The following is a 25,427-nucleotide window of genomic DNA, read 5'->3' as shown; positions in this document are numbered from 1 at the left end:
GGCATAATCGCAATGGTATTCTTCCGCCTGGTTTTGCCCCTTCGTATACCAGTAGCGGATCGTTAAGCTGCTAAGCGGAACCGCGCTTGTACCGTTATTGACGATGCGCATCTGCGGCTTCATCTGGTTGTCGGTCGCGCTTGCATCGCCCACCCGGTATTCGACTTGCAAAACGGCGTTGGCCGTTGAAGTCGGCGTAACGGTTGGCGTAGGCGTAGGTGTCGGTGTTACAGTCGGTGTAGGCGTAGGAGTTGGCGTTGGCGTAGGCGTTACTGTCGGAGTTGGCGTGGGAGTTGCCGTCGGTGTAGGTGTGGGCGTCGGCGTCGTATCCGTGCCGGGTTCATTGCCGAATACCTTTATTCCGGCATCGTACACAGGCATATAGACCGTTTTGACTAGCGCGCTGGATGTCCCGATGCCCTGATACGAATAATCGTTGGTCGGATCCCAGAATGTTGTGCCTGAAGGCGCGCTGAAACGGAATTGAATTTCTTTTTTGTAAGCGGATTGTCCGCCGGGATAAATTTTCGTGCCGGTAAAATCGATCAGGGAGTAATAAATATGTTTGGCTTCGTCATAGGCAATGAGCGGCGACACGGTCGCTCCTTCGTTATAGTTCGTCGTTACTTTGATATCGTTGACCGTGTATCCGGCGGCATAGACTTCCGAGAGATCAACGAAATATTTGAACGAGAGCTTGTCCCCCATTCGCGCCGGCCATCCGGACCGGTTGTTCAAAAGCGCTTTGATTTCCGTATAAGTGGCGCCCGAACTGTTTAATCCCGCTTCCACAAACATTTCATCCTCGCGCGTTTCCGGCTGCGGGAAATTTTCAAGCGGCTTTTGCCCCGCGCCAAAAAGGCTGAACATCTTGGCGAGATCGCCGGTAAACGCGGCATTGTAATCCGTTGCCACTTCATTGCTTACATAATCGCCGATCGAGTCGTTGTATCCATCGGAAGAATTCGGACCGCCAACCAAGGCGCCGTACAAAATATGCCGATGATTGGCCGGCACCGTCTGGCTGTCCGCCCATGAGCCGTGCGAAGTGCGGTGATGCGGATGCTGCGGCGGGTTGTTGCCGAAGCCGATCATATAACTGCTGTTGCGCGGATTGTCGCCAAGGGCGTACAAAACTTGGCTGACGGCAAAATCGCGATACTTTTTCGCCTTGGCCGCGTCTTTGCTTTCCACAAAGTCCGCATAAACGAATGCCAGGAACGATTCGTTCATGGCGTAGCGCAAAGAACCCCACGAATCCAGCCACGCCAAACCTCCCGGCGTATATTGGATTCTTTCGCCGGTCTCTTTCGTGCCTGAAGTCCAGTAATCCAGATTTCGTTCGGTCGATTCGATGAATTTCGGATCGCCCGTGATGCGGGCCAACAGCAATTGCGCCCCGTAATGCTTGTCGTCCCAGGCGTGCGTCCATTTGTAGCCCCAATACGGCGTTTGCCCCTCCGTGCCCCAGGCCGCGGTGGAAGCGACCGCCTTATCGAGATAGGCCTGGTCATTCGTTGCCAAATACAACCAGACTGCGCCCCAGGTCAATTCGTCGGCATACCCGCTCCACGAATTGTAAAAAGACTGAACCTGGGTAACGCAATCGGAATATTTTCCCCGGTACGTATCGGCAAAGGTGTACAATTGTTTGGCGTGCGCCAAAAGCGTGGCGGAGTATGCCGGATCGGTTTGTTTGAAAATGATCGAGGATGCCGCGAGGGCCGCCGCTGTTTCGCCCGCAACATCGGAGCCCGGACAGCTTGCGTCCACTTTATAGGCGGGGCGCGCCATTTGCATCACTTCCGCGGGCCCCCACCAACTGTGATCCAAATTCCCGTCGCCCACTTGCACCCAAAGCTCGTTCGGCGCCGTGTGTGCTTTGATAAAATAATCCGTCGCCCATTTAATATTTTCCAGAATGTTTTCCAATTGCCCCGATTGCACATAGGCATCGCGGTATTCATAGACCGACCATGCCAGCATCGTCGCCGATGCGGCCATCGGCAAACCGAATTTGACATGATCGCCCGCATCATACCATCCGCCTGTCAAGTCAACTCCAACATCCGCGCCATCATTCAGGCCGGAATCGCCGCGCCACTCTACGCGGTTATTGCTCGGCAATTTGCCGGAACGCTGCTCCTCGTAAAAATAAATCGCTTTCTGCAAAGCTTCGGCATAATTGTACGATGCGGCGGCGGCATGCGCCTTCTGCGCGCTTTGCGGAATCACTCCGGCATATCCGGAAAAAACGAGCACAAATAAAAGCAGGGCTACGCCCAACCTTTTCCACGATATTCTGTTTTGGTTCATGACTTGAATTCCCTCCATTCAAATTTTCACTTAAAAAAGTCGGCAAAAAAGTGAAGAAGCCTAAAAACAAAGCACCTCCTTTACGGTTTTTTTTCATGTTTGGCAGGAACATTAAGGATCGTGTTGCAAGTGAGGAAAGAAAAACCCGGGAGTAGAAAAAGCTTGGAGTAAGCATGCAGAAAAATAATTTGGGAATTTGTCCCTATTTTAAGAAAACGTTAAAAAAATAGCAAGTTGAAATTTTTTCGCTTTTAGGTGGAAATTTTTTTGATCAAACAACCGTACGGCGTAAAGGAAGGCGGACCAGGATTTTGGTCCCTCTGCCTGTTTTGCTTTTCACATGAATGGAACCGCCGTGCGACTTTACGATATTTTGCGCAATTGCGAGCCCCAACCCGACCCCGCCCGTTTTGCGGCTTCTCGCCTGATCCACCCGGTAAAAACGATCAAACAAATACGGGATGCGGTCGGCGGGTATGCCGATTCCCATATCCAGTACGCTAAGCTCGGCAACATCGTCATGTTGATGCAAATGCATGCGAATTTTGCGGCGGCTGTATTTGATCGCGTTGTCCAGCAAAATGATCGCGAGCTGCTTGATTTTTCCCGCGTCGGCTTCCAGCACAATCGGCGTGTCGTCATGGCGAAATTCAATTTCGCGATGAAAGGAACGGCGCATATGGCGAACCACATCCGTCAGCATGTCCGTCAAATCCACTTTTGTCCATTTCATCCGCTGAACCGCCTCAGATTCGGCTGTTTGCATTAATGACGAAACAAGATTTTTCAAATGGATCGCTTCTTTATAGATGGCGTCCACCGCTTCCTCGCGCAGCGCGGGATCGCTTGCCGCCCACCGCTGCAAAATGCTGGCGTAACTTTCAATCACGGTCAGCGGCGTTCTCAATTCGTGGGAAGCGTCGGCGACAAAGCGCTTTTGCTGTTCAAAATTTTTTTCCAACGAGTCCATCATGCGGTTGAACGTATCGCCCAACTTTCGGATGTCGTCGGATTGCGGCAAGCGTTCCAGATCAAAATGCCGGAAAACGCCGCTTGTTTGAATCGCCTTCATCGTATCGGCCAAGCGGGTGATCGGATGGAACAAAAAGCGGGTGTAAAAAAAGCCGCCCAACAGGGAAAGAATGACGGCTCCGCCGGTTGTAATCGTGAGCGCCGTTACCAAAACGCTTAAATAATCGTCAAGCAAATCCAGCACATGGCCGATTTCCAGCATGCCTATTTGCTCTTGCCCGGAAAAAAGCGGCATTTGCACAAACACCATTCTGTTTTTCCCGTTGTTCGCCACAAACGAATGGATGTCGTTCCGAAATGCAACCGGCTGCCGCAGCAAGACGTCGGCGGAAACGGCCTGCGCTTTTACCTTATTGTCAGGGCCAATGATGCGGATCAACTCGCCAGGCACGAGATATTCGTCCAACAAGTTGGCGTTGCTCCACTTATGAGGGTCCCATATTTCCGGTTTTTCGGTAATGGTTGCGGCCTTTTTCCATAAAAGTTGAATCTCGCTTCTTGTCGTGATACGCACAACAAAGAAGTAAGTGAACATATTGAACAAAAGCAAGACGAAGATCAGCCAGACGGTCGACAACAATACAAGCCTTGTTTTCAGACTCATCGCTTTGGCTCGACCAAACAATATCCCAACCCCCTGCGCGTGCGGATCAGCGGATTGCCAAAACCTTTTTCCACCTTTTTGCGCAAATAGCGGATATACACATCAACAAGATTCGTGTCGCCGATAAAATCATATCCCCATACTTCGGAAAGGATTTGTTCCCTGGACAGCACTTTGTTTTTATTGCGCAGCAAAAAAAGCAGCAGGTCAAATTCGCGGGGCGTCAGTTCGATCGATTTTCCTCGCCTGACCACTGTTTTCGCCGCGACATTTACGGTCAAATCGCCGGCGGTCAACACTTCTTCCGGTTCCGCGCGCGCCTGCTCTTTTACCAAACTGGTTACGCGCAGCAAACCGCGCACCCTGGCCAGCAATTCTTCCATGGAAAACGGCTTGGCGATATAATCGTTGGCGCCAAGATCCAGGCCGGCCACCTTGTCTTGCACCGTTGACAACGCCGTAAGCAAAAGCACCGGCACCATCGCATCGCGCCGCCTGATCTCGGCCAATACTTCCAACCCGTTTTTTCCCGGCAACAATATATCCAGGATGATCAAATCCCACGGTTCGTTTGTGGCCAACGCCATGCCTGCAATCCCGTCGGCCGCGTGCCGTGCCCGGTACCCTTCATGTTCAAGTTCCAACTGGATCACGCGGGCTATTTTTTGCTCGTCTTCGATAATCAAGATTTCTCCGTTCATCTGCCGCCCCGGATGTTTTTTTATTAGCATGGGCGATTGCGCGGGTTCTTATGAAATTTCCGCACTTATATTCTGCTGTCGGATGTTGTAGAATAGGTGGGAAGAGCGTTCGTTAAGAAAGGAATTATTTGGATGTTTATTGCAGACGATTGGCAAGATTATGAAGTGCTGGATACCGGACACGGCGAAAAATTGGAGCGTTGGCGCGACATCATATTGCGCCGGCCCGACCCGCAGGTGATATGGCCGCCAACGTTGAATGAACAACGTTGGAATCAATGTGCCGCGCACTATCACCGCAGTTCATCGGGAGGCGGCTGCTGGCAGTTCAACAGCAAGCTGCCGGAACGTTGGACGATCAGCTACGGCAAATCATGCCGTTTTTATATCCGGCCGACCAATTTCAAGCATACGGGGCTGTTTCCCGAGCAGGCCGTCAATTGGCGCTGGATTATGGAAAAAATCGCGGGCGCGAACCGCCCTATCAGCGTTCTGAATTTGTTTGCGTATACCGGGGGAGCAACGGTGGCCGCCGCCGCGGCCGGAGCGGACGTATGCCATGTCGACGCGGCAAAGGGCATGGTGCAGTGGGCGAAGGAAAATATTCAACTTTCCGGATTGGAACACCGTACCGTGCGGTTTATTACCGATGACGTGTTCAAATTTGTCGCTCGCGAACAACGGCGCGGCCGAAAATACGACGCGATCATTATGGACCCGCCTTCGTTCGGCAGGGGTCCGGGCGGAGAAACATGGAAGCTCGAAGCCAGTTTATACGATTTTACGGCATCCTGTTTGCATGTGTTGTCCGATAATCCGCTGTTTTTCCTCATTAACTCCTATACAACCGGACTATCCGCATCCGTGCTGAAAAATATCATGACGATGACCATCGGAAAAAATCGGGGCGGAAAAGTGGTTGCGGACGAAATCGGGCTGCCCGTCACCGCGAGCGGACTCGTGCTGCCCGCCGGCGCATCGGCGCGATGGGAGGCATAACATTGATCATGAAGCATCCGTCCTGCCGCACGCCCATTTTATACGAAGACAATCATTTGCTGGTTGTGGAAAAACCGGTCAATATGCCGACGCAGGAAGACAAAAGCGGCGATCCCGATTTACTGACAATCTTGAAACAAGACTTGAAAATACGGTACAACAAGCCCGGGAATGTGTTTTTGGGGTTGGTGCACCGCCTGGATCGGCCGGTCGGCGGCGCGATGGTATTCGCCAGGACGTCAAAAGCCGCCTCGCGCCTGTCCGAATGCATTCGCGCCCGCAAATTCGGCAAAACCTACCTGGCTGTGCTGCGCGGCATACCGGCAAAAAAATCAGCCAGGCTCATCCATCATTTGCGCAAAAACGAACGGACCAATACGGTAAGCGTTGTCGCCGCCGACGTTGCCGGCGCGAAAGAAGCTTCTCTGGAATATGAGATGCTTGCTTTTCGGGATAACTTATGCCTGGTGCGGATCCGTTTGCTAACGGGGCGTCCCCATCAAATTCGCGTGCAATTTCAGGCAATCGGATGCCCTTTGTACGGAGATCAAAAATACGGCGCCAGCGTGAACAAACCCGGTGAACAGCTTGCGCTCTGGTCGCATCAGCTTCGTTTCCCCCACCCGACCCGCGACGAAATGATGGAATTTCATTCCTTCCCTCCCGCCGAATGGCCATGGCGAATGTGGGAATTGCATTCATTTTGATCGATAAGAGAGGAGAACCGATGCGAAGCAAAACCGTTTTGGGAGAACGGTCGCCATTTCCGCGTCTGGCGGCGCTGCTGCTGCTTTCGGCAGGTCTAATGCTTGCCTCCTGTCAGGAAGCGCAACAAGACCGCAATCAAGCGGCGCAACCCGGCGTTTCGCCACCCTTTGCCGCATCCGCAACGCCTGCCGCAACGGCGACGCCTGCTCCGCAACCATCGCCCTATAGCCTGGAAGCGACTCTCATTGCCGTCGGGGACATCATGATGCATAGTCGGGAAACGCAAGCCGGATATGATGCCGCCACAAAGACTTACAATTTCACGCATTTTTTTGCGAAAGTAAAAGATGAATTGGCGAAAGGGGATTGGGTCACGGGGAATCTGGAAACGCCTTTGGCGGATCACGATCCGCGCGGGTATACCGGATATCCCGAATTCAACGCGCCGCCGGAGCTGGCGGACGCATTGAAAGACGCCGGGTTCAACGTCATTACCACCGCGAACAACCACTCCCTCGACCGGCGCGAATACGGAATTTTGCGCACGATCGCCAACTTGCGCGCGCGCGGACTGGTGGAAAAAGGCGTCGCCGCCTCGCCCGAAGATGCCGAGCAATCGGTTATCGTGAGCAAAAACGGCATTTCGATGGCATTTTTGGCTTATACGTACGGAACGAACGGCATCCCGATACCCAAGGGCAAACCTTATCTGGTGCCGTTGATCGACGAAGAAAAAATGAAGGCGGACATAGCGCGGGAAAAACGAAACGGCGCCGATTTGGTGACGGTTGCCGTTCATTTTGGCGACGAATATCATTTGCAGCCGAACGATTTGCAAAAAAAATTGGCGCACGAGCTGTTTTTATCAGGCGCCGATATCATTTTGGGCAGCCATCCGCACGTCGTGCAGCCGTATGAGCTTTTGAATGCAACCGACGCTGCGGGACGAAAACGCACCGGCGTCGTGATTTATTCGCTCGGCAATTTTATATCCGACCAGGACCGCACGAACGCGCTGCATGCGCCGACCGACACGGGAGTCATATTTGCAGTACACGTCCGGAAAATGATGCCGGAAAACATAACGGAAATTACCGGAGTGGAGTACAAGCCGACTTACGTGCAGCGGTACCGGGAAAACGGCAAATTGCAATTTCGCGTGCTGCCGATGGAAGCGGCGTTGGCCTACAAAGACGATCCGTACTTGCAGGCGAAAGATTTGGCCAGGCTGAATCGGTATTTGCGGGAAATGAACGAACAAATCAGTGCGATTGAGAGGGGTCGTTCGTTATTTTCCCCAGCAAATAAATAAGCAATTGTTGATTGTGCGCGGACAGCCTGCCCAGGTGGGCGGCGAGAAACTCTTCCCTGATTTTCCCGCCGCGGGCGGTTTCTTCTTTGCCCTTTTCCGTCATATGGACCCAGACGATTCGCCGATCTGCGCTGTCTCTTTCCCTCCTGATCAGGCCGCCTTTTTCCATGCGATCCAAAATCGTCGTCACCGCTGCCGGCGTCGTCGCCAAATAGTCGATAAAATCCGATGTTTTCACCCGATCGAAACCGCGCAAAAATTCCAGCACATGCAATTGGCCTTCCGTTAACGAAGGCGCCAGGTGCTGTTCCATATGCGCTTTCAAATCTTTGGAAAGCTTCGTCCACAGTTTGGCGAACTCATCCGTATACATCCCGTATCCCTCCCTGTCGGGGCGGCGAATTACAACCCGAGCATAAACTGTATGATTTTATCCTGTATGCCCGGCAAATTCTCGTGCGTAAAATCGGGGTAAATCTCCAAAGTTTTCTTGGCTTTTATTTTGTTGAACGCGGCAAATTGGGTGGAAGGCGGACATATGGTATCCATGAGACCGACGCTAAACAATACTTCTCCCTGTATCCGCCCGGCCAAATGCTGAACGTCGATATAACCCAGCCTGCGGAAAATTTCCTCTTCCCGCTTGTGCTGCGGGTCATGCCTGCGGAAAAAATCTTTCAGTTCTTCATAGGCGTCTTTCGCCAGATCCATTTCCCAAACCCGCCGATAATCGCACAAAAACGGATAAATCGGCGCCAAACGCTTGATGCGGGGCTCCAACGCCGCGCAGGCTAGCGTCAATCCGCCTCCCTGCGAAGCGCCGAACGCGCCGACGCGATCCGGATCCACTTCCGGAAATCCCATCACGATTTTGGCCAGTTGTGCCGTATCCAGAAAAATATCGCGAAACAGCAATTTGTCCGGATGATCGTCCAGCCCACGCACAATGTGCCCGCGCAGCGTCGTGCCTTTCACGCCGCCCACGTCTTCCGACAATCCGCCTTGACCGCGGCAATCCAATGCGGCGATCGCATAACCGATCGAAGTAAAGCTCAGTTTGTCCGCCCAATCTCCGGAATTGCCGGAATAACCATGAAATTGCAAAATGGCGGGATGTGGAGCATGTTGCCCTTTGGGCCGCGCATATTTCGCATGAATACGGGCGCCTCTCACTCCGGTAAAATACAAATCAAAGCATTCCGTATGCGGAATTTGAAAATCGCTAGGAACCAATTCCACTTGCGGATCAACCGCATGCATTTCCTGCAAAGCCTTGTTCCAGTAGTCGTCAAAATCATCCGGCTTCGGGTTTAATCCTTCATAATGCAACAGTTTCTCCAACGGCATATCAATAATCGGCATGCCCATTCATCCTTTCCCATTTCGCCATGTTCAATAACCAAACTCATGCGGCAGCGGAACGATATCCACAATTTCATCATCTTTGCCGACGGAAATTTTCGCCTTGCCCGGCGATTTGCGGTCATCGATATCGATTTGTTCGGTCGAAAACGATTGATTATTTCCCGAAGTCAGCACCGCTTTCAGTTCATAAGCCTCTTTGACGTAAAACGCTTTAACCAGCCTGCTGCCGTTCGGCTTCACCCGTTTACCTTCTTTAAATTCGAAGGTCGCAAGGCCTTTGCCGCCGCGTCCCTGCACCGTGTAATCAAGGAGCAGCGACCGCTTCGCATAGCCTTTTTCGGAAATAACCAAAATTTCGCCTTCATCGCCATCCACGAGCAGAGCGGAAACGACTTCGTCGCCGTCTTTCAACTGGATGCCGCGAACGCCTCCGGCAATGCGCCCCATTGCGCTGACTTCGTTCTCCTTGAACCGGATGCTCATGCCGAGAGCCGTCACAAGCAGCAATTCTTTCGCATGATCGCTCGCCAAGACGGCAATCACTTCGTCGCCATCAGCCAGCTTTACCGCGGCGATGCTGATCAAGCGCGTTGTCATGTACTCTTTCAGTTCCGTCCGTTTTACCTGGCCGCGTTTCGTCACAAACAAAAGATGCGTGTCGGCGTGAAAATCTTTTACGGGTAGCACGTTTACAATCCGGTCGTCTTTGGGAATCGGGATGACATTGACGATCGCCGTGCCCGCGTCCTTCCATTTGAATTCGGGAATTTGGTGCACCGGCAGCTGAAAATACTGCCCTTTTTGCGTAAAGATCAAGAGGTTGTCAATCGTGTTGACTTCCATCAGATGCCTGATGAAATCGCCCTCTTTAAGCCCGGCATGCTCGATTTCGCCGCCCGAGCGGGTAAAGGAAAGTTTGCTTGTTCGCTTGATATAGCCTTCCTCGGTGAGCGTCACCAACACATCCTCCGGGGTCACGATCACCTCCAGGTTGACTTTCAACTCCTCGACTTCCCCCTGAATGAGCGAGCGGCGATCCAAACCGTATTTTTGCCGGATTTCCAACAATTCGTTCTTGATGACGCCCAACAATTTTTTCTCGTCGGACAAAATCGCGCGCAACTGGCTGATGCGCCTGCGCAATTGTTCCATTTCCTTTTCCAGCGACGTGATTTCGAGATTGGTCAAACGGTACAATTGCAAAACCAGAATCGCGTCCGCCTGCCGTTCGGTAAAATGGAATTTCGCCACCAAATTGTTTTGCGCGTCCTGGCGGTTTTTCGACGCCTTAATAACGGCGATGACTTCATCCAGAATGGATAACGCCTTGATCAGACCTTCCAAAACATGCGCCCGGTCTTCCGCTTTTTCCAGTTCAAACCGTGAGCGGTTGGCGACCACTTCCCGCTGATGGTCGACGTACGCCTGAAGCATCGGTTTCAGTCCCAATTGCCGCGGCGCCTTATTGACAATGGCAACCATGTTGAAATTGTAGGTGATCTGCAAATCCGTCTTTTTCAGCAAATAGTTTAAAATGCTTTGCGCATCCGCGTCTTTTTTCAGTTCGACCACAATGCGCAGGCCGTCCCGCCCGCTTTCGTCGCGCACTTCGGCAATGCCGTCCACTTTCTTTTCCAGGCGGATAGTCTCCATTGCGGTCACGAGCTTTGCCTTGACGACCCCATACGGAATTTCCGTAATCACGATTTGCTGCCGGCCGCCCCGCATTTCTTCGATCGCCGTTTTCGCCCTGATATGGATGCGGCCTTTTCCGGTTTCGTACGCTTCGCGGATGCCTTCCTCGCCCATGATGATACCGCCGGTCGGAAAATCCGGGCCTTTTAGCACCTTCATGATGTCTGGCAGCGAAAGTTCGGGATTGTCGATCAGCGCGATGCAGGCGTCAATCGCTTCGCGCAGATTGTGCGGCGGAATTTCCGTGGCAAAACCGGAGGAGATGCCGCTTACCCCGTTGACCAACAGGTTGGGAAAACGCGACGGCAACACGACCGGCTCCTTGAGCGTATTGTCGAAATTGTCGCGAAACAGCACCGTCTTCTTGTCGATATCTTTCAACAGTTCGGCGGCGATCGGCGCAAGCCGCGCTTCCGTGTAACGCATTGCGGCGGGCGGATCGTCATCCAGCGAGCCCCAGTTGCCGTGCCCGTCGATCAACGCATGCGCCATTTTCCACGGCTGCGCCATCCGCACCATGCCTTCATAGATGGAAGCGTCGCCATGGGGGTGGTAATTGCCCATCACGTCGCCGACCGTTTTGGCCGACTTGCGGAAAGGCTTGTCCGCCGTGTTGCCCGCTTCGTGCATCGCAAACAAAATGCGGCGCTGAACCGGCTTCAACCCATCGCGAACATCGGGAATCGCGCGATCCTGAATAATGTATTTCGAATATTTGCCGAAGCGGTCGCCAACCACCTCTTCCAGCAGCGCGGGCAAAAGTTGTTCCGGTTTTGCCATCTAGCATCACCTTTCCAGATTTCTCGTTAGTCCGTTATTTCCGTAAAGTCCACATTGTCGATAATCCACCGTTTGCGCGGGTCCACTTTATCGCCCATCAGGGTCGATATCCGGCGTTCCGCCTTCGCGGCGTCTTCGATCTGCACCTGCAAAAGGGTGCGGCGCGCAGGATCCATCGTCGTTTCCCACAATTGTTCGGGGTTCATTTCGCCCAAGCCTTTGTAGCGTTGAATTTCCGCGCCTTTGCCGACTTCTTGCAACATGGCTTCCAACTCTTCATCGCTATAGGCATAGCGGATCGTTTCCGCCTTGCCCGATTTTTTGCTCACTTTATAAAGCGGCGGCTTGGCGATATAGACGCATCCCGCATCGATCAACGCTTTCATGTAGCGGTAGAAAAACGTCAATAGCAAAACCTGGATATGCGCGCCGTCCATATCGGCATCGGTCATGATGATGATCTTGGCGTAGTTGGCTTCCTCCGCGGCAAACTCCGATCCGACGCCCGCGCCAATGGCGGCGATAATCGCCCGGTATTCGTCGTTTTTCATAATATCCGCAAGCTTGGCTTTTTCCGGATTCATCGGCTTGCCTTTAAGCGGCAAAATCGCCTGATACCTGGAGTCGCGTCCCTGTTTGGCCGAACCGCCCGCGGAGTCGCCCTCGACGATAAACAATTCATTTTTCGTATAATCTTTCGATTGCGCCGGAGTCAGTTTTCCGCCCAGATTCGAGCTTTCGCTCTTGCCTTTTTTGCCGGTGCGGATCTCATCCCGCGCTTTGCGCGCCGCTTCGCGCGCCTTTGCCGCCTGGATCGATTTTTTCAGCAGCATTTGCGCAACTTGCGGATTTTCTTCCAGAAAGATCGCCATCTTTTCGGTGACAACCGCATCCACGGCGCTGCGGGCGGAAGCGCTGCCCAATTGGTCCTTCGTCTGCCCGACGAACTCGACGTCGCTCATCTTGATGTTGACGACCGCCATCATGCCTTCGCGCAAATCGGAACCTTCCAGATTTTTATCTTTCTCCTTCAGCAGTCCCGCTTTGCGGGCATATTCGTTCATGACCCGCGTAAGCGCCGTCTTAAAGCCGGTTTCGTGCGTGCCGCCGCCGCGCGTCGGGATCGAATTGACAAACGACGCGATCGTCTCCGTATAACCGTCGTTATACTGCAGCGCGATTTCCACTTCGATGTCGTCTTTTTCCGCGTAAAAATGAATCACGTCGTGCAACACTTGCTTGTCTTCATTCAAGAACCGGACAAATTCGCTTGCTCCGCCTTCATAGAAAAACGTCTCCGCTTGTCCCGTCCGCTCGTCGGCGAGCCGGATGGCAAGCCCGGAATTCAAAAAAGCGATTTCCTGCAAACGCTCATACAGCGTGTCATAATTGACCGCAATGCCGCCGTGGAACACCCTGGCATCCGGTTTGAACGTCACCTTCGTGCCCGTGCGGTTGGTCGCGCCGACGACTTGCAGCCCGGTTACCGGTTCGCCCACGTGCTCCTTGCCTTTTTGATCCACCCAATATTCATAGCGCTGTTTATGTATTTTGCCGTCGCGGTAAATTTCCACTTCCAGCCACTCGGACAAAGCGTTCGTTACCGAAGCGCCGACGCCGTGCAAACCGCCGGACTTTTTGTAACCGCCGCCGCCGAATTTCCCGCCGGCATGCAGCATCGTAAACACGACTTGCGGCGTCGGGATGCCGGTTTTATGCATGCCGGTCGGAATACCGCGACCGTTGTCGCGGACGGTGATCGACTGATCCCGATGAATGGTCACTTCAATTTTGTTGCAAGCTTTGGCCAGGTACTCGTCCACCGCATTGTCAACAATTTCCCAGACAAGATGGTGCAGGCCGGAAGCGCCGGTTGAGCCGATGTACATCCCCGGACGTTTTCTGACGGCGGTCAACCCCTCCAACACCTGTATGTCGTCCGCCCCGTAATGATTCTGTCGAACGTCTGATTCCTTTTGCGTATCACCAATATGCATATCAGCAAACAAGTCCAACTGCTCGGCCATTCGTACACCAACACATCCTTAGCAAATTTGGTTACAGAAACGAATCACTGCGCTATATTTAGGATTGTACACGCAAGAAGCCTGTATTTGTCAACTTAAAATATCTTGCCGCAGGAAAACGGCATAAGCGACACAGAGCGCAGCCAACGCCCAAATCGTCAGCACAGCCAGCGAAAACGGCAAGCTCATGCCGGGAATCGGCGGCAAATTGCCCTGCAAATAGTCGGTCAGCGATAAATTCACGACGAACAAATATTTGGCGGCTTTCCACGATGAAGCCATATTCGTTAGAATGCCTCCGGCGATAATCGCCGCCATCATGATGACGATGCTGGCCGCCGTGCTGCGCACGAGCACGGTAACCATGAACGACAGGCAAGCAACCGCAAGCGCGGCGAACCAGATCAAGCCGCCTTGCATGATCATGTAAAGCCAGCCCGGCACGGCGTGCACATTCACATCGATCACGTCCGCACCGGCAATCTGAAATCCGGTAAACAAGGGCATGCTCCAGCCGCCATAGCCGAACACCGCGCCGGAAATCAGATAGGCCAAAGCCGCGGTCAACAACACGATGAGCGATGTAAACATGAGCAAGGAGATCAGCTTGCCGGTCAGCACTTTCCATCGCGCCACCGGACGCGCCAAAAGCATCTTGATCGTGCCGGATGAGCGTTCGCCGGAAACAAGGTCGCTTGCGACGGCAAGCACCAACAGCGGAATGAACAACGTAACCGCGTTATTCATAAATCCGATCGCAAACGTAACTCCGTTCGGCGCGCTCGGATCGACATCATGATCCAGGTAGTATTGCAACTGCTGAATTTGCACCTTGCGCCAATTTTTCCACTCTTGCGGCACGCGCGCACTGCCCAAACTGTTTGTGTAATCGGTAATTTTCTGCTGCACGATTACGTGCCAATCGGCGGTGCCGAATTGCTTGCGCTGCTCTTGCGCCATTTTCAGCTGTGCGTATGTAAACACCGGGATGAGCACAACCAGAATCAATACGATCACGAGAAACCTTTTTTTTCGCAAAATTTTCAACGTCTCGTTCTGGATGAGCGGCAGCAGGCTAATCAATTCGGTCACCTCCCGTCATGTTTAAAAATAACTCTTCCAGCGACGGCTGTTTCGCTTGCGCCGCAAATACGCGAATTCCCGCCTGCACAAAGCGGGCGTTGATCTCCGGAAGGAGCGCCGCGTCCATTTCCGCCGCCACCTTTTCCGCATGTTCCGCAACCGGAGCATCCGTATCCGCCAGGAACGGCAGCAGTTCCAAATTGTTTTTTGCGCAATATTGCCGCAGGATGCCGGATGCTTTCGCCGCATCATCCACATGCCAGACGATTCTCGTTCCGGTATGCCGCAGAAGCTCGTCCACCCGGCCGATGGCGATTACTTCGCCGTTTTTGATAATCGCGACGCGTTCGCAAATCAACTGCACTTCACTTAGCAAGTGGCTGGAAATCAGGATGCCGATGCCCGTATCCGCCAGGCGGTGAATAAAATCGCGCAACTCTTTGATTCCTTGCGGATCAAGCCCGTTTGTCGGCTCATCGAGAATCAACAGCTTCGGTCGGCCAAGCAAAGCCTGCGCCAGCCCCAAACGCTGCTTCATGCCCAAAGAATAGGTTTTTACTTTGTCGTGGATGCGCTCCGTGAGCCCCACCAGTTCCACGACTTCATCAATCCGTTCGGATGTGACATTCGGCTGCATGCGGGCGAAATGCAGCAAGTTTTCCATGCCCGACATAAAGCTGTACATTTCCGGATTTTCCACAATCGAACCGACTTGCGCCAACGCCTCGTCATGTTCGCGCTGTACATCTTTGCCGCAAATCAGTACGCTTCCTTTGGTCGGTCTGACAAGCCCGACAAGCATGCGGATCGTTGTCGTCTTGCCGGAGCCGTTCGGTCCGAGGAAACCGAATATTTCGCCTGCGCCGATCTCAAAGGAAATGTCGCGAATGATCATTTTTCTGCCGATCTTTTTCCAAAGCCCTTGAACCGATAGCACCGTTTCCGTACGATCATCCATACCGCTTACCTCCCTCGCCAGCTTGCTTCAATTTTCGCCTGCGTGTCACGGCAGATCCTGCACGATCCGCTCGGCTATTCGCGCATAGCCCGTTTCATTCGGGTGAAAATGATCGGAGTACAAGTATTGCGATAGCTTCGTCTGGAACAAATCAAACGTCGGCAGCACGGTCACATTGGGATATCGATTGGCAATTTGGAACACATCGGCGTTCCACTTCTGGATCGCTTCGGAGCTTTTCTTTGTCTCATCCAGATCGGCAAACGGATTATACAACCCGATGTACATGATTTTTGCCTGCGGATTGATTTTCACCAATGCCGCAAAAATGGCGTCCATCCGCTGCAAGGCTTCCGGCATCCGGTTATACAGCGCCGTCGGGTCGATCGCTGTTGTCAGGTCCAATTCTTTTAACGCCAACTGAAACAAGTCGTTGCCGCCAATCGTAAAAAGCACTATATTTGCTTGCTTCAGCAAATAAGCCACATTCGGTTTTGTGCGCAAGTCGTCGAGCAATTGGCCGGTTTCATAGCCGTTGATGCCGAGGTTTGCCAAGATGCGCACCGGTTTTCCCGTTTTTTTCGCCAACAAGTCGCGCGTGTTGCCGACATAGCCTTTGCCGGTGACATCGCCCGTTCCTTTGGTGAGCGAGTCGCCCAGGGCGACGATGCTGTACTCGCCGGCTTTCGCCAAACGATTCTGCGCCGGATGCTCCTGTTTTTGCGGCTTGGGCCAGGCTTGATTCGGCGCCAAAATATCTTTTACCGCATAGGCAAATCCGGCCGCAAACATAAGCGCGGTTAAAATGGAAAAAAGCGCCGTCGCGCGCCAGATCAAGCGAGATGAGCGCATTTTGTCTCCCCTTTGCCAATTTGGTATTTGATTATTGCCCACACGATCATCAATATAAAATAGAGTACCCATTCGTTTGCCGAAATGCAACTTTCCGGAAAAAGGCCAACCGTAAAAAAGCGCAAAAAAACGCCCGGACAGGTATGATTGCCTGTGCGGACGCAAAACTTTGCCCGTTATTTCGCCGCGACGATTTTTCGCGGTTCTTTGCCGTTTACGAAAATTTCCGCCCTTTCCGCTCCACCGCGGATTTTACGGATGCGCTTCAGCCACTCCTCCGGGGTAAGGCCGTTGCGTTTTGCTTCATCCAGCCTCTCCGCCCACATCCGGCAACTGTCGTAGCGGTCTTGCAGCTTGAGCACCGGAAGAAAAGCAAGCACCAACAAACGGGCGGCACGGCGGTCATAGCCGCATTGATTGACCAAATGTTCGCAAATGCCGCGCTCATAGCGATCCAATTTCGCTCTTGCCTGCACTGTCATGATACTGCCACCTTCTTCCGTTAAAGGCATAATGCCCGCATAATTGGAGATAAGTTTCAAACCGCTCGGAAGCAAATACGACCTGATTGCCCAAACGGGAAGAGTCCAGGCGCCTCCCCGCCGGTGTCCGCGTAATTTGATCATGAAACCACTGCACATCTTTATTTAATTTTACCGCATCTTGCACGATTGCGCCAGTATTGTTGTCCGCCATCGGCCCGATCAGCAATTCCGGATGGCGATCGCACGGATCGAAATCCCGCCTTGTGTTTTGTCGGTGGACAAAAACGAATGCCGCCCAGCTGAGCGACTCGGTCAGAAACAGCCGATATTCCGCGTCATCCGGAACTTTCACAAGTTCCACTGCCAACACAATCGGGTTCGCCGTCTTTATCCCGACATATTTTTCCGCTGTTTGGCATGCCCATTTCTTTGCCTGCGATAGCGAGATAGTGGTATAAAAACCGGCGCCAAAATCTCTGTCAGGACGCCAATAGATATGGTTGAGCAGCCGTTTTTGAAATGACTCGAGGTGCAGATCCAACGTTCCGTGGTATAACAATTGTGGAAAAATAATTTCCTTCACTCAATATCCTCCGTAGTTTCGGGAAGATTGTCCGAAATTACAAGCCGTTTACGCCAAATCCGCCGCTACCCGAAAACCGAGATTGCCCGCGGAACTATCCGGCGTGTTGGAAGTGCGCGCGGCAACTCTGTAACGGTTGCAATAGGAGCTGTGGCACAAGTAGGAACCGCCCCGCATCGAACGGCGCCCCGTTTCTTTTGCAAAATGCGGATTGCGCGAAGCGGTCGCCTGGTGATACCGGGGGGAAAACCAATCGGAGCACCACTCCCACACATTGCCGGCAACGTTATACAACCCGAATCCGTTCGGTTCAAAAGCGTTAACGGGAGCGGTGCCGAGATACCCGTCCTCTCTCGTATTTTCGCGCGGAAAGTCTCCTTGCCAAACATTGCAGCGGTGTTCTCCGTTTGGCGTCAGTTCGTTGCCCCATGGAAACGTTTGCTGTTTAAGACCGCCGCGGGCCGCATATTCCCACTCCGCTTCCGTCGGCAAACGCATACCCGCCCATTTGCAGAAAGCAAGCGCGTCGTTCCAGGACACATGCACGACAGGATGATCCATTCTGTCCGCGATCGTCGAATCCGGCCCTTCCGGCTTGGCCCAATACGCGCCGTCAACCACATACCACCACGGCGTTTGCTGCGGCACACGCTTAACCTCGGATTTTATTTTTTCGGATACAAGCAAATGAAACACAAATGACCAGCCGAATTGCTCCGCTTCCGTCACATAGCCCGTATCTTCCACAAACGCCTGAAATTCCCGGTTGGTTACGGCATATGGCGATATGCGGAACGAATCCAGCGTTACCATCCGCACGGGGCCTTCGCCGTCCGCCCAAAACCCTTCGCGACTGTCCGTGCCCATGGCAAACGTGCCGGCGGGAATCACAATCATCCGCTCAAGTATCTGTTTTTTGTCAAATGGCTTCTTACCGGCGCTTTTTGCCGATTTTTCGCCAAAATGAAACTTTGTTCGGGCAAAACCGGGCATGTCCAATCTGGACGCTGAGCAGCACGCTTTCATTCCCTCAGACATGCTTTTTTCCTCCTGCCTCAACAATGAACGCATTGCTTGCATATGAATCATCATAGCGTTTTTTTCGAAAGCTGTCGATGGAAACGCGCTGCTTCGCCGCCACGCCTGCTCAAGCAAATTTGCGGATGTTGAAACGGTCTTGCAAAAGTGCCCAATTTTGCGGAAATTCGTTGCCCAGCACCCAATAACTGATGCCGCGCAACCCGTAAGCATCGATCAGATTAAATTTGGCCTGCATGCTCCGCGCATCCTCAAACCAAACGACATGTTCTTTGCCATCGGCGTCGTAATACCGGTAAAATGGCGCCTGCGCGGTGTAGTCGAACTGAATGTTGGCGCCCACCCGCGCCGCCTGTTCGACCGCTGCTTGCGGACTCAAAGAACGCGCAAATTTTCCGCCTTTCACAAAGGGAAGCGTCCAATCATAACCGTATAACGGGGCGCCCAGTAAAATTTTTTGCCGCGGGATGACGCTGATCGCGTAATCCAGCACCGCCCTCACCTGCGGTATCGGCGCCACCGCCATCGGCGGACCGCCGGACCAGCCCCACTCATAAGTCATCAGGATCACAAAATCGACAATCTGCCCATGTACAGGATAATCATGCGCTTCGTACCATTCCCCGACCTGGGTGGCCGACATTTTGGGCGCGAGCGCCGTCGATATCGGGAAGCCCGCTTCGTGTACCCTGCCAGCCAGTTCCCGCAAAAAATTGTTATAGCGCTCCCGATCGGCCGGAAACACATGCTCAAAATCTATGTTCAACGCGTAGAAGCGTTTATCTCGCAAAGTCCGGACTATCTCGGAAAAAAGCCGCTCCCTCGCCCTCTGGTCGGTGAAAATGGTATGCGCCAAAGGCGCCGAAAACGTTCCCTCGGAAAAATTGGTGACGACCATCATGGCAACCGCATCCGTTTGCCGAATCGCCGCCAGCGCCGCCGCATCGTTTGGCGGGACCAAATCGCCGTTCACATCCGTGCGGTATTGAAAAATGCTGAATGTCGACAAAAATTCGGCGACATTGCGGACATTGGCTTGATCGGATTGCGGAGACACGGGCAGCAAATAACCGTTTGACTGGATCGTTGTTTTGGGGCGTTCCGGTATGTTCAGCACCATGCCCGGCTGCAGCAGATTCGGATTTACACCCGGATTGGCCGCTTGCAATTGTTCAACCGTCACTCCGTAAATCCGGGATATCGACCAGAACGACTCGCCTGGCCGCACCGTATGCCGCCTTGCCTCGGTCGGAACAACCAGCGCTTCGCCGATAACCAACCGCTCCGGATCGGTGATGCCGTTTAAGCGCATGACTTCATCTACGTTGGCCCCAAATCTGCGGGCGATCGCCCATAATGTTTCGCCTGCTTGCACCGTTTCAATCAACACGTTACCGTTCCTCCTCCGCACATGCGCCGGAAATGGCGCCATTAGCCCACTATCTTAAGCTTATGCGGGAAAGGAACGGATATGAGCATGAAAAAAAACCGGAAACATAATTGTGAAGCGTACACGAATCCGGCTTTTGCGGCCAAACGGCCCTCCACGCTGAAAACTCGATCCGCTTGGCCGGCTTGCCGCTTCGTATTAGGGTGCTTTCCTATCTAACGGACGTGACAGAGGCTATTTTGGGTTTTACGCCCGGTTTTTAAGTTTAAACGGACGTAGGTGCGCTTATTTTAGCACTTTGTGCGGTATTCAGGCAAAATTAAGGCGAATAGCCGCTGTGGCGTCCGTTAAAATTTTTAAACAGCCTTTTTTCGGCGAATAGCCGCTGTGGCGTCCGTTAGCGTTGCGCGGGAAGGTGGTTCACCCGTTTTTGCGCCCGCAGGGAGGCAGTCTACCCATTTTGCGCTGCGCAATAAGGCTGTCCTCCCGTTTTACCAGGAACGTTTTACAAAGTGCACGTTCAGGAATCTTTCCGCCTAAAGGCGGTGGGTTAAGACCCGGTTCATGGAAGCTAAATCGCATGAATATGTTGCATGCACAGCGTTAATTGCCTTGCCTTTTCTTTCCAATTGGCAAGTGTTTCCGGAGAATCGCCCGCCGCCAGTATCCCCGCGGTATGTTCATCCGCTGCCGTGGCCAGCTCGCGGGAGACAGCCGCAAACCGGTCTTGCAACTGTTTGCCGTAAAGCTGTTTAAAGCGCACGGCGTAAGCTTGCACCGCTTGCGCGACGGCATCCATCAGCTCCGCCTCCAAAGGCTCGCGCAACGCCGCCTTGCCGCCTTCCTCGAAAAACGCCCGCGCATGTTTGAAATGGCGGAGGAGCATGCGCTCATCCATTTCCACCGGAAGCTGCACGGAAATGTCCGGTGTCGGCCAAGCCGCCGGCGAAAATTCCGCGGCGGTAAAATCCTTAAGGCTAGCGGAAATGTGTTCCGCAGCCGCAGCATACTGCGTCGCGCATAACCGTTCAGCGAACGTTTCCACGCGCAGGGAGGCGGTTAACAACTCCCGCTCGATTTCCTGCGTCAATGTGCGAACCAGTTCGTTCCAGGCAGCCCGCAAGGCGGTTCGTTTATCGACGCTCCCGCTTAATTGCGCCGGATGAAACGCTTCGTTGTAAAATTCACCGAACCGGTAGCGTATCCGCTGAATGATATAATGCAGCAGTGTCTCAATCTCCTGCGCGAGTTCGCTTATCTTTTGCTCGTACGTTTGCCCGGAGAGCCAAATCTTAACCTCATCCAGCGCCTCGCGCAGCTTAAGCCCGCGTCTTTCCTGCTCATTAAGGCCTTTTTCCGCCGCCGCTATACGCCGCTCTAAAGTGCTTGTCGCTTTCGCCAAATCCGCCTGTGCGGCGGAAAGCGCCAAATCGGTCAACTCTTCGCGGCAAAATCCCAAGAAGGCTTGCTCGAATGCAGGTAAATTCGAAGCCTGCAAAATTGTTCGCTCATCCGTCATTTTCCCTTGCAAACCGTACGAACTGGAAACCGGAAACAGCCTTGCATGACGGATGCCATGCGCGGTCAAACGATCACGCACATGTTCAAGCACATGCTGCAACTCTGCCGAATCAGCCGCCAAATCGGCCGCGTTTACGACAAAAAACATTTTGTCCAGTTGGAAGCTTTCCTTCACGCTGCCCAACTGTTCCAGAAAATATTGATCGGCTTTGGAAAAAGCATGGTTATAATAGGTTACGTAAATAATCACGTCGGCGTTTTTAATATATTCGAAGGCAACTCCGGTATGCCGCGCATGAATGGAGTCCGCTCCGGGAGTATCGACCAGCGCGATGCCCGCGTCCATTAGCGGACTTTCCAAATACAGCTCGATCCATTCCACAAAGCACGATTTTTGCTCATCCGCCGCGTACGCGCGAAATTGCGGCAAATCGACGACAAGCTCCCGGGACCATTCTTGTTCCGCTTCAGACCAGCCCCGCAGAGCCGCCTGCAAGAAAGCGGCGTGAGGCTTACCCTTCGCGGTGATGGAAGCAAAATCAAGGGAACGTATCGTTTCCCATGGCCGTTCCTTATCCGCTATCACTATCCCCAGCGCGGCCAGGGAAAAGCGAATATCGTCCAGCATGCTTTCTTTGGATTTCTTTTTGATTTTTGCCGTACCATGGGGAAACTCGGCAGTCGCCGGCAGCATTTTGCATAAAGCGGCTGTAGTCGGATTGGGGGAAACAGGCAATACAGCCTGCCCGATGAGCGCGTTGGCAAAAGACGACTTTCCGGCGCTGAATGCGCCAAACAGCGCCGCGGTGAAAGTACGCTGTTCCATTCGTTTAGCTTTTTCCGCAAGCGCCCGGGAAAACGATCCCATATGCGGCACCGTATCCAAAATTTGGACGGCGTTGCGAATTTGTGCGGCCGCTTTTTTGCTGCGCTGCAAATCTCCCGGATCGGTTTTAATTCTAGGGGCCGAAACGGACGAAGCGTTGCGCTTAACCTCATCCCAAGCGTTGCGCTTATCCGCGCCCGAAGCTTGCGCTGCCGCATCGACAGCGACCACGGCGGCAAGTTCGCCGCTTTTTGCGGTTGCGCCTTTTCGCAGCAGTTCCCGCCACATGCCGCTATTTTCGTATTGGGTCGAAGCGTCGGATAGATCGGGCAAATTGGGTGTTGGAACAGTAGCAGCCGATGCCAGCTTTTCCTGCAAACCAAGCACATACCGCTCCGCATCCTGCGCTAGAGCGAGCAGTTTATGGGCCGCAACGTCCCGCTCCTCTAAGCGTTGTATGTTCCTTTCAACTTCCGCCATTTCGCTCTCAATCTGCGCCAGATATGCGTTTTGCAAACCGGCGGATATCGCCTGCGCCTTTTTCCGCGCGATCAGCCTTATTTCCTCAGCCACCTGCCGTGAGAAATTCAGGACGTATTCGCGGCTCGCCACAGCTCCGCTTTGCACCTGCGCGCGAAGCCATTCCGCCGTTATCGATACGGAAAATTGATTGATTTGTTCGGCCAACTCCGCATCCTCGATGCCGTTGTCCACGGCAAATTTGCGCAAGAGCGCCGCGACATGCCTGCTTAATTCCATATCCGTTTGCTTTTGCAGATGGGTAAGAAAGACGTCCGTGCGCCGCTCTGTCTCTTTCCGCGTCTTGTTTTTGGCCATCAGCCAGCCAACCTTGAACGATGGCGAAATCCCCTGCAAATATTGTTCCGCGAGATTCCGCAGCGTTGCCGGCATGATATTGGCGTTCTCGATTGTGCGGCGCAATTCCGACTGATATTCCTGCAGCGCCGTTTCTTTTCGCCTGGAGCATGCTTCCAACCCCCGCCGCAGATCGGCGAGATCAGCCGCGATTCGGGCAATCGCTTCTTGCGGAGCGCAATTTAGGCCGATTTTTTCCGCCAACATTGCTTTTTCCGCTTCTTGAAGCCCGGCGATATACTCCCCGTGCAGCTCGACAAGCCGTTTTGCCGAAGCGCCGACACTTGCCGGCAGCAGCTCGCCGCGTTCCGCCACAAATTGTTCCAACAGCCAGCCAAGCTTCTGCCATTCGTTTTCCGGGTGGTCGGGATCCTTCAGCGACAAATATAAAATTCCGGCCGGCTTGATCTGCCAGTCGCGGAATGCCCGTTCCACCGCCGCACGATATTCGGCAAAGCTCAACTCGCCCGGTTTATGCTTGTCAATCTGATTGACGATTAAATATAAGGGCTTATTCCACTCCATCAGCTGTTTGATAAATATAAAATTCGTATCGGATTGCACATGGTTATAATCCATCACATAAAAAATGCAATCGGTAAGCGACAGCGTTGCCAGCGTGGCCCGCAAATGCCGTTCGTCCGTCGAATCGATGCCGGGCGTGTCCATCAATGCCGCATGCTCGCCCAGCCAGGGAATCGGGCTTTTGATTTCAATCGATTCGATCGTCTCGCCGTTTTTGCAGCTTTCCGCCAATTGGTCAAGCGAAATGCTTTCGCCATTTTGCCGCTTTCCTTCATCCGCGCATTCGTGTTTGCGATAAATGACCGCGCCTGTTGCGCCGTTCATGATCCATACGACATTGGCGCTGGTCGGTATCGGTCCGGACGGCAATAAATCCGCGCCGCACAAACGATTAATCAGCGTTGATTTACCGGCGGAAAAATGCCCGCAAAACGAAATTGAAAGCTGCGACTTTTCCAGTTTGTCCGCCAGCCGAAACATTTGCGAAGCGTTGGAAAAATCGCCCCGCATCTGCATGGAAGTGGCAAGTTCACGTAATGTAGTTACCTTCATAGATGCTCTTCTCCCTGATTTTTCGCAAAAAAATAACCCGGGCAAGACGCCCGGATTTCCATGTTGAAGCGATCTGTTGCCCCAACTAGTGTACCATATTTTCCTCATTCGGCAACAAAATTTCAAACAAACGGCCATGTTGCAGAATGGTGATATTGCGATCTTTTTCCTTCATTACCGCAACATCATGTTTGTTCCTCATGCGATCAATATAATGGGTGGGCACTTCCCCGGAGTCGCTGACGGCGATTCCGTCGATGGTTTGCTCTTCGTTGTCGGCTAGCGGCGTGCTTAACACTTTCTCGAAAATGTCGGAAAACGACGCAAAATCATCCGTGTAGACCGCGATGCATTTCATGCCGGCTCATCCTTTTCTTATTCGTTGTCGGCCCCGCGCAGGGTTGTTTTACTTAGATTTCCTTTTCGCCGCGGTTTTCATTCTGCGTTTCCCTTCCGGGCAAATGGCGATGAGCGGGCAACTCGCGCATTGCGGGTTCACCGCCTTGCAATGGTAGCGGCCAAAAAAGATGAGACGATGATGCGTCGTAATCCATTCATTTTCCGGCACGACGGACAAAAGCTTCTGTTCCACCGCCAGCACGGGTGCGTCGGCCGGAACAAGCCCCAACCGCTTGGTTACCCGCTCCACATGCGTGTCAACGGCGATTGTCGGGACGCCAAACGCGTTGGCCAGGACAACGTTGGCCGTTTTCCTTCCAACGCCGGGAAGTTCCATCAGTTGTTCGCGCTGCCTGGGAATTTCGCCGCCGTACTTGTCCAACAGCATATGGCATAATCGTTGAATGTTTTTCGCTTTGTTCCGGTATAAACCGATCCGGCGGATATCCTGCTCGAGTTCCGTTAACGGCACCGCCAAATAATCTTCCGGTTTTTTATATTTGGCAAAAAGCCGCGGGGTAACCTTATTGACCGTTTCATCGGTGCATTGCGCCGACAACAGCACGGCAATCGTCAGTTCAAACGGATTTGTATGGTGCAATTCACAATGCGCATCCGGAAACATTTCCGCCAAATGATCCAATATAAATCTCATTTTTTCTTTCTGCCGCATGATTCGTCCTCGCTTTTCCCGCTTCATAAACCGTAAACACCGCCTGCCATCTTCATGGCAGACGGTGCCTGCAGCTCAAAAATTTGCGCGGTAAACTTACTGTTTTTCGATTTCGATAATCTGATTG

Annotated in this window: 20 protein-coding genes; 3 read left to right on the top strand and 17 right to left on the bottom strand. The window is 53.0% G+C overall.

Annotated elements, in window-relative coordinates; all coding sequences use genetic code 11:
- The 3 genes from VF260_06670 to VF260_06660 all read right to left on the bottom strand — a co-directional run.
- A partial coding sequence (locus tag VF260_06670; GenBank protein HEX7056864.1) for a glycoside hydrolase family 9 protein occupies positions 1–2,316 on the bottom strand: 2,316 nt, incomplete at its 3' end.
- A gap of 271 nt (positions 2,317–2,587) precedes the next feature.
- Positions 2,588–3,973: a HAMP domain-containing sensor histidine kinase gene (locus VF260_06665; protein HEX7056863.1), complete on the bottom strand. Its 1,386-nt coding sequence runs from the start codon at positions 3,971–3,973 to the stop codon at positions 2,588–2,590.
- Positions 3,949–4,653: a response regulator transcription factor gene (locus VF260_06660; protein HEX7056862.1), complete on the bottom strand. Its 705-nt coding sequence runs from the start codon at positions 4,651–4,653 to the stop codon at positions 3,949–3,951. The genes VF260_06665 and VF260_06660 overlap by 25 nt, the downstream gene beginning before the upstream one ends.
- 132 nt (positions 4,654–4,785) lie before the next feature.
- Here VF260_06660 and VF260_06655 point away from each other — a divergent pair, with 132 nt between their 5' ends.
- The 3 genes from VF260_06655 to VF260_06645 are packed head-to-tail and all read left to right on the top strand — an operon-like array spanning position 4,786 to position 7,672.
- Positions 4,786–5,652, top strand: coding sequence for a class I SAM-dependent methyltransferase (locus VF260_06655; GenBank protein HEX7056861.1), 867 nt, complete (start codon positions 4,786–4,788; stop codon positions 5,650–5,652).
- Between the two features lie 8 nt (positions 5,653–5,660).
- A complete protein-coding gene (locus VF260_06650; protein ID HEX7056860.1) occupies positions 5,661–6,359 on the top strand; it encodes an RNA pseudouridine synthase in 699 nt (232 codons plus the stop codon).
- 20 nt (positions 6,360–6,379) lie between these two features.
- Positions 6,380–7,672 (top strand): CapA family protein, encoded by a 1,293-nt coding sequence (locus tag VF260_06645; GenBank protein ID HEX7056859.1) that lies wholly within the window; start codon positions 6,380–6,382, stop codon positions 7,670–7,672.
- On the opposite strand, the gene VF260_06640 is transcribed toward VF260_06645, so the two are convergent.
- The 14 genes from VF260_06640 to nth all read right to left on the bottom strand — a co-directional run bounded on the left by VF260_06640 (position 7,623) and on the right by nth (position 25,300).
- On the bottom strand, positions 7,623–8,045 hold the full coding sequence (locus VF260_06640) for a MarR family transcriptional regulator (protein ID HEX7056858.1): 423 nt from the start codon (positions 8,043–8,045) through the stop codon (positions 7,623–7,625). The genes VF260_06645 and VF260_06640 overlap by 50 nt on opposite strands.
- A 29-nt stretch (positions 8,046–8,074) precedes the next feature.
- Entirely contained in the window at positions 8,075–9,034 is a 960-nt protein-coding gene (locus VF260_06635) for an acetylxylan esterase (protein ID HEX7056857.1), read from the bottom strand.
- A gap of 30 nt (positions 9,035–9,064) precedes the next feature.
- Positions 9,065–11,512: a DNA gyrase subunit A gene (gene gyrA, locus VF260_06630; GenBank protein ID HEX7056856.1), complete on the bottom strand. Its 2,448-nt coding sequence runs from the start codon at positions 11,510–11,512 to the stop codon at positions 9,065–9,067.
- Between the two features lie 26 nt (positions 11,513–11,538).
- Positions 11,539–13,539: a DNA topoisomerase IV subunit B gene (gene parE / locus VF260_06625; protein ID HEX7056855.1), complete on the bottom strand. Its 2,001-nt coding sequence runs from the start codon at positions 13,537–13,539 to the stop codon at positions 11,539–11,541.
- Between the two features lie 90 nt (positions 13,540–13,629).
- A complete protein-coding gene (locus VF260_06620) occupies positions 13,630–14,622 on the bottom strand; it encodes an ABC transporter permease (protein HEX7056854.1) in 993 nt (330 codons plus the stop codon).
- Positions 14,615–15,580: an ABC transporter ATP-binding protein gene (locus VF260_06615; protein HEX7056853.1), complete on the bottom strand. Its 966-nt coding sequence runs from the start codon at positions 15,578–15,580 to the stop codon at positions 14,615–14,617. Before VF260_06615 ends, VF260_06620 begins: the two co-directional genes overlap by 8 nt.
- 45 nt (positions 15,581–15,625) lie before the next feature.
- Entirely contained in the window at positions 15,626–16,432 is an 807-nt protein-coding gene (locus VF260_06610) for a GDSL-type esterase/lipase family protein (GenBank protein ID HEX7056852.1), read from the bottom strand.
- 176 nt (positions 16,433–16,608) lie between these two features.
- A complete protein-coding gene (locus VF260_06605) occupies positions 16,609–16,914 on the bottom strand; it encodes a hypothetical protein (GenBank protein HEX7056851.1) in 306 nt (101 codons plus the stop codon).
- Positions 16,877–17,500, bottom strand: coding sequence for a DUF3990 domain-containing protein (locus VF260_06600; GenBank protein HEX7056850.1), 624 nt, complete (start codon positions 17,498–17,500; stop codon positions 16,877–16,879). The genes VF260_06605 and VF260_06600 overlap by 38 nt, the downstream gene beginning before the upstream one ends.
- Before the next feature lie 48 nt (positions 17,501–17,548).
- Positions 17,549–18,538: a formylglycine-generating enzyme family protein gene (locus VF260_06595; GenBank protein HEX7056849.1), complete on the bottom strand. Its 990-nt coding sequence runs from the start codon at positions 18,536–18,538 to the stop codon at positions 17,549–17,551.
- Between the two features lie 109 nt (positions 18,539–18,647).
- Positions 18,648–19,928 carry a LysM peptidoglycan-binding domain-containing protein gene (locus VF260_06590; protein ID HEX7056848.1) on the bottom strand — a complete coding sequence of 427 codons (1,281 nt, stop codon included), beginning with the start codon at positions 19,926–19,928 and terminating at the stop codon, positions 18,648–18,650.
- 571 nt (positions 19,929–20,499) lie between these two features.
- Positions 20,500–24,228 (bottom strand): dynamin family protein, encoded by a 3,729-nt coding sequence (locus VF260_06585; protein HEX7056847.1) that lies wholly within the window; start codon positions 24,226–24,228, stop codon positions 20,500–20,502.
- 85 nt (positions 24,229–24,313) lie between these two features.
- Entirely contained in the window at positions 24,314–24,586 is a 273-nt protein-coding gene (locus tag VF260_06580) for an NAD/NADP transhydrogenase alpha subunit (protein ID HEX7056846.1), read from the bottom strand.
- Positions 24,587–24,634: 48 nt separating this feature from the next.
- Complete coding sequence (gene nth / locus VF260_06575; protein ID HEX7056845.1) at positions 24,635–25,300, bottom strand: endonuclease III; 666 nt, start codon at positions 25,298–25,300, stop codon at positions 24,635–24,637.
- Positions 25,301–25,427: the final 127 nt, after the last annotated feature.

The organism is Bacilli bacterium (assembly GCA_036381315.1).
Taxonomy (GTDB): Bacteria; Bacillota; Bacilli; order Paenibacillales; family KCTC-25726; genus DASVDB01.
This window is presented reverse-complemented; position numbering and strand designations above follow the sequence as displayed.

What these genes read in the sequence shown, in the direction of transcription:
- VF260_06595 (HEX7056849.1), bottom strand. Translation starts at nt 18,538, where the DNA reads ATGTCTGAGGGAATGAAAGCGTGCTGCTCAGCGTCCAGATTGGACATG.
- VF260_06655 (HEX7056861.1), top strand. Translation starts at nt 4,786, where the DNA reads ATGTTTATTGCAGACGATTGGCAAGATTATGAAGTGCTGGATACCGGA.
- VF260_06610 (HEX7056852.1), bottom strand. Translation starts at nt 16,432, where the DNA reads ATGCGCTCATCTCGCTTGATCTGGCGCGCGACGGCGCTTTTTTCCATT.
- parE (HEX7056855.1), bottom strand. Translation starts at nt 13,539, where the DNA reads ATGGCCGAGCAGTTGGACTTGTTTGCTGATATGCATATTGGTGATACG.
- gyrA (HEX7056856.1), bottom strand. Translation starts at nt 11,512, where the DNA reads ATGGCAAAACCGGAACAACTTTTGCCCGCGCTGCTGGAAGAGGTGGTT.
- VF260_06660 (HEX7056862.1), bottom strand. Translation starts at nt 4,653, where the DNA reads ATGAACGGAGAAATCTTGATTATCGAAGACGAGCAAAAAATAGCCCGC.
- VF260_06645 (HEX7056859.1), top strand. Translation starts at nt 6,380, where the DNA reads ATGCGAAGCAAAACCGTTTTGGGAGAACGGTCGCCATTTCCGCGTCTG.
- VF260_06585 (HEX7056847.1), bottom strand. Translation starts at nt 24,228, where the DNA reads ATGAAGGTAACTACATTACGTGAACTTGCCACTTCCATGCAGATGCGG.
- VF260_06605 (HEX7056851.1), bottom strand. Translation starts at nt 16,914, where the DNA reads ATGACAGTGCAGGCAAGAGCGAAATTGGATCGCTATGAGCGCGGCATT.
- VF260_06650 (HEX7056860.1), top strand. Translation starts at nt 5,661, where the DNA reads ATGAAGCATCCGTCCTGCCGCACGCCCATTTTATACGAAGACAATCAT.
- nth (HEX7056845.1), bottom strand. Translation starts at nt 25,300, where the DNA reads ATGCGGCAGAAAGAAAAAATGAGATTTATATTGGATCATTTGGCGGAA.
- VF260_06640 (HEX7056858.1), bottom strand. Translation starts at nt 8,045, where the DNA reads ATGTATACGGATGAGTTCGCCAAACTGTGGACGAAGCTTTCCAAAGAT.
- VF260_06580 (HEX7056846.1), bottom strand. Translation starts at nt 24,586, where the DNA reads ATGAAATGCATCGCGGTCTACACGGATGATTTTGCGTCGTTTTCCGAC.
- VF260_06615 (HEX7056853.1), bottom strand. Translation starts at nt 15,580, where the DNA reads ATGGATGATCGTACGGAAACGGTGCTATCGGTTCAAGGGCTTTGGAAA.
- VF260_06635 (HEX7056857.1), bottom strand. Translation starts at nt 9,034, where the DNA reads ATGCCGATTATTGATATGCCGTTGGAGAAACTGTTGCATTATGAAGGA.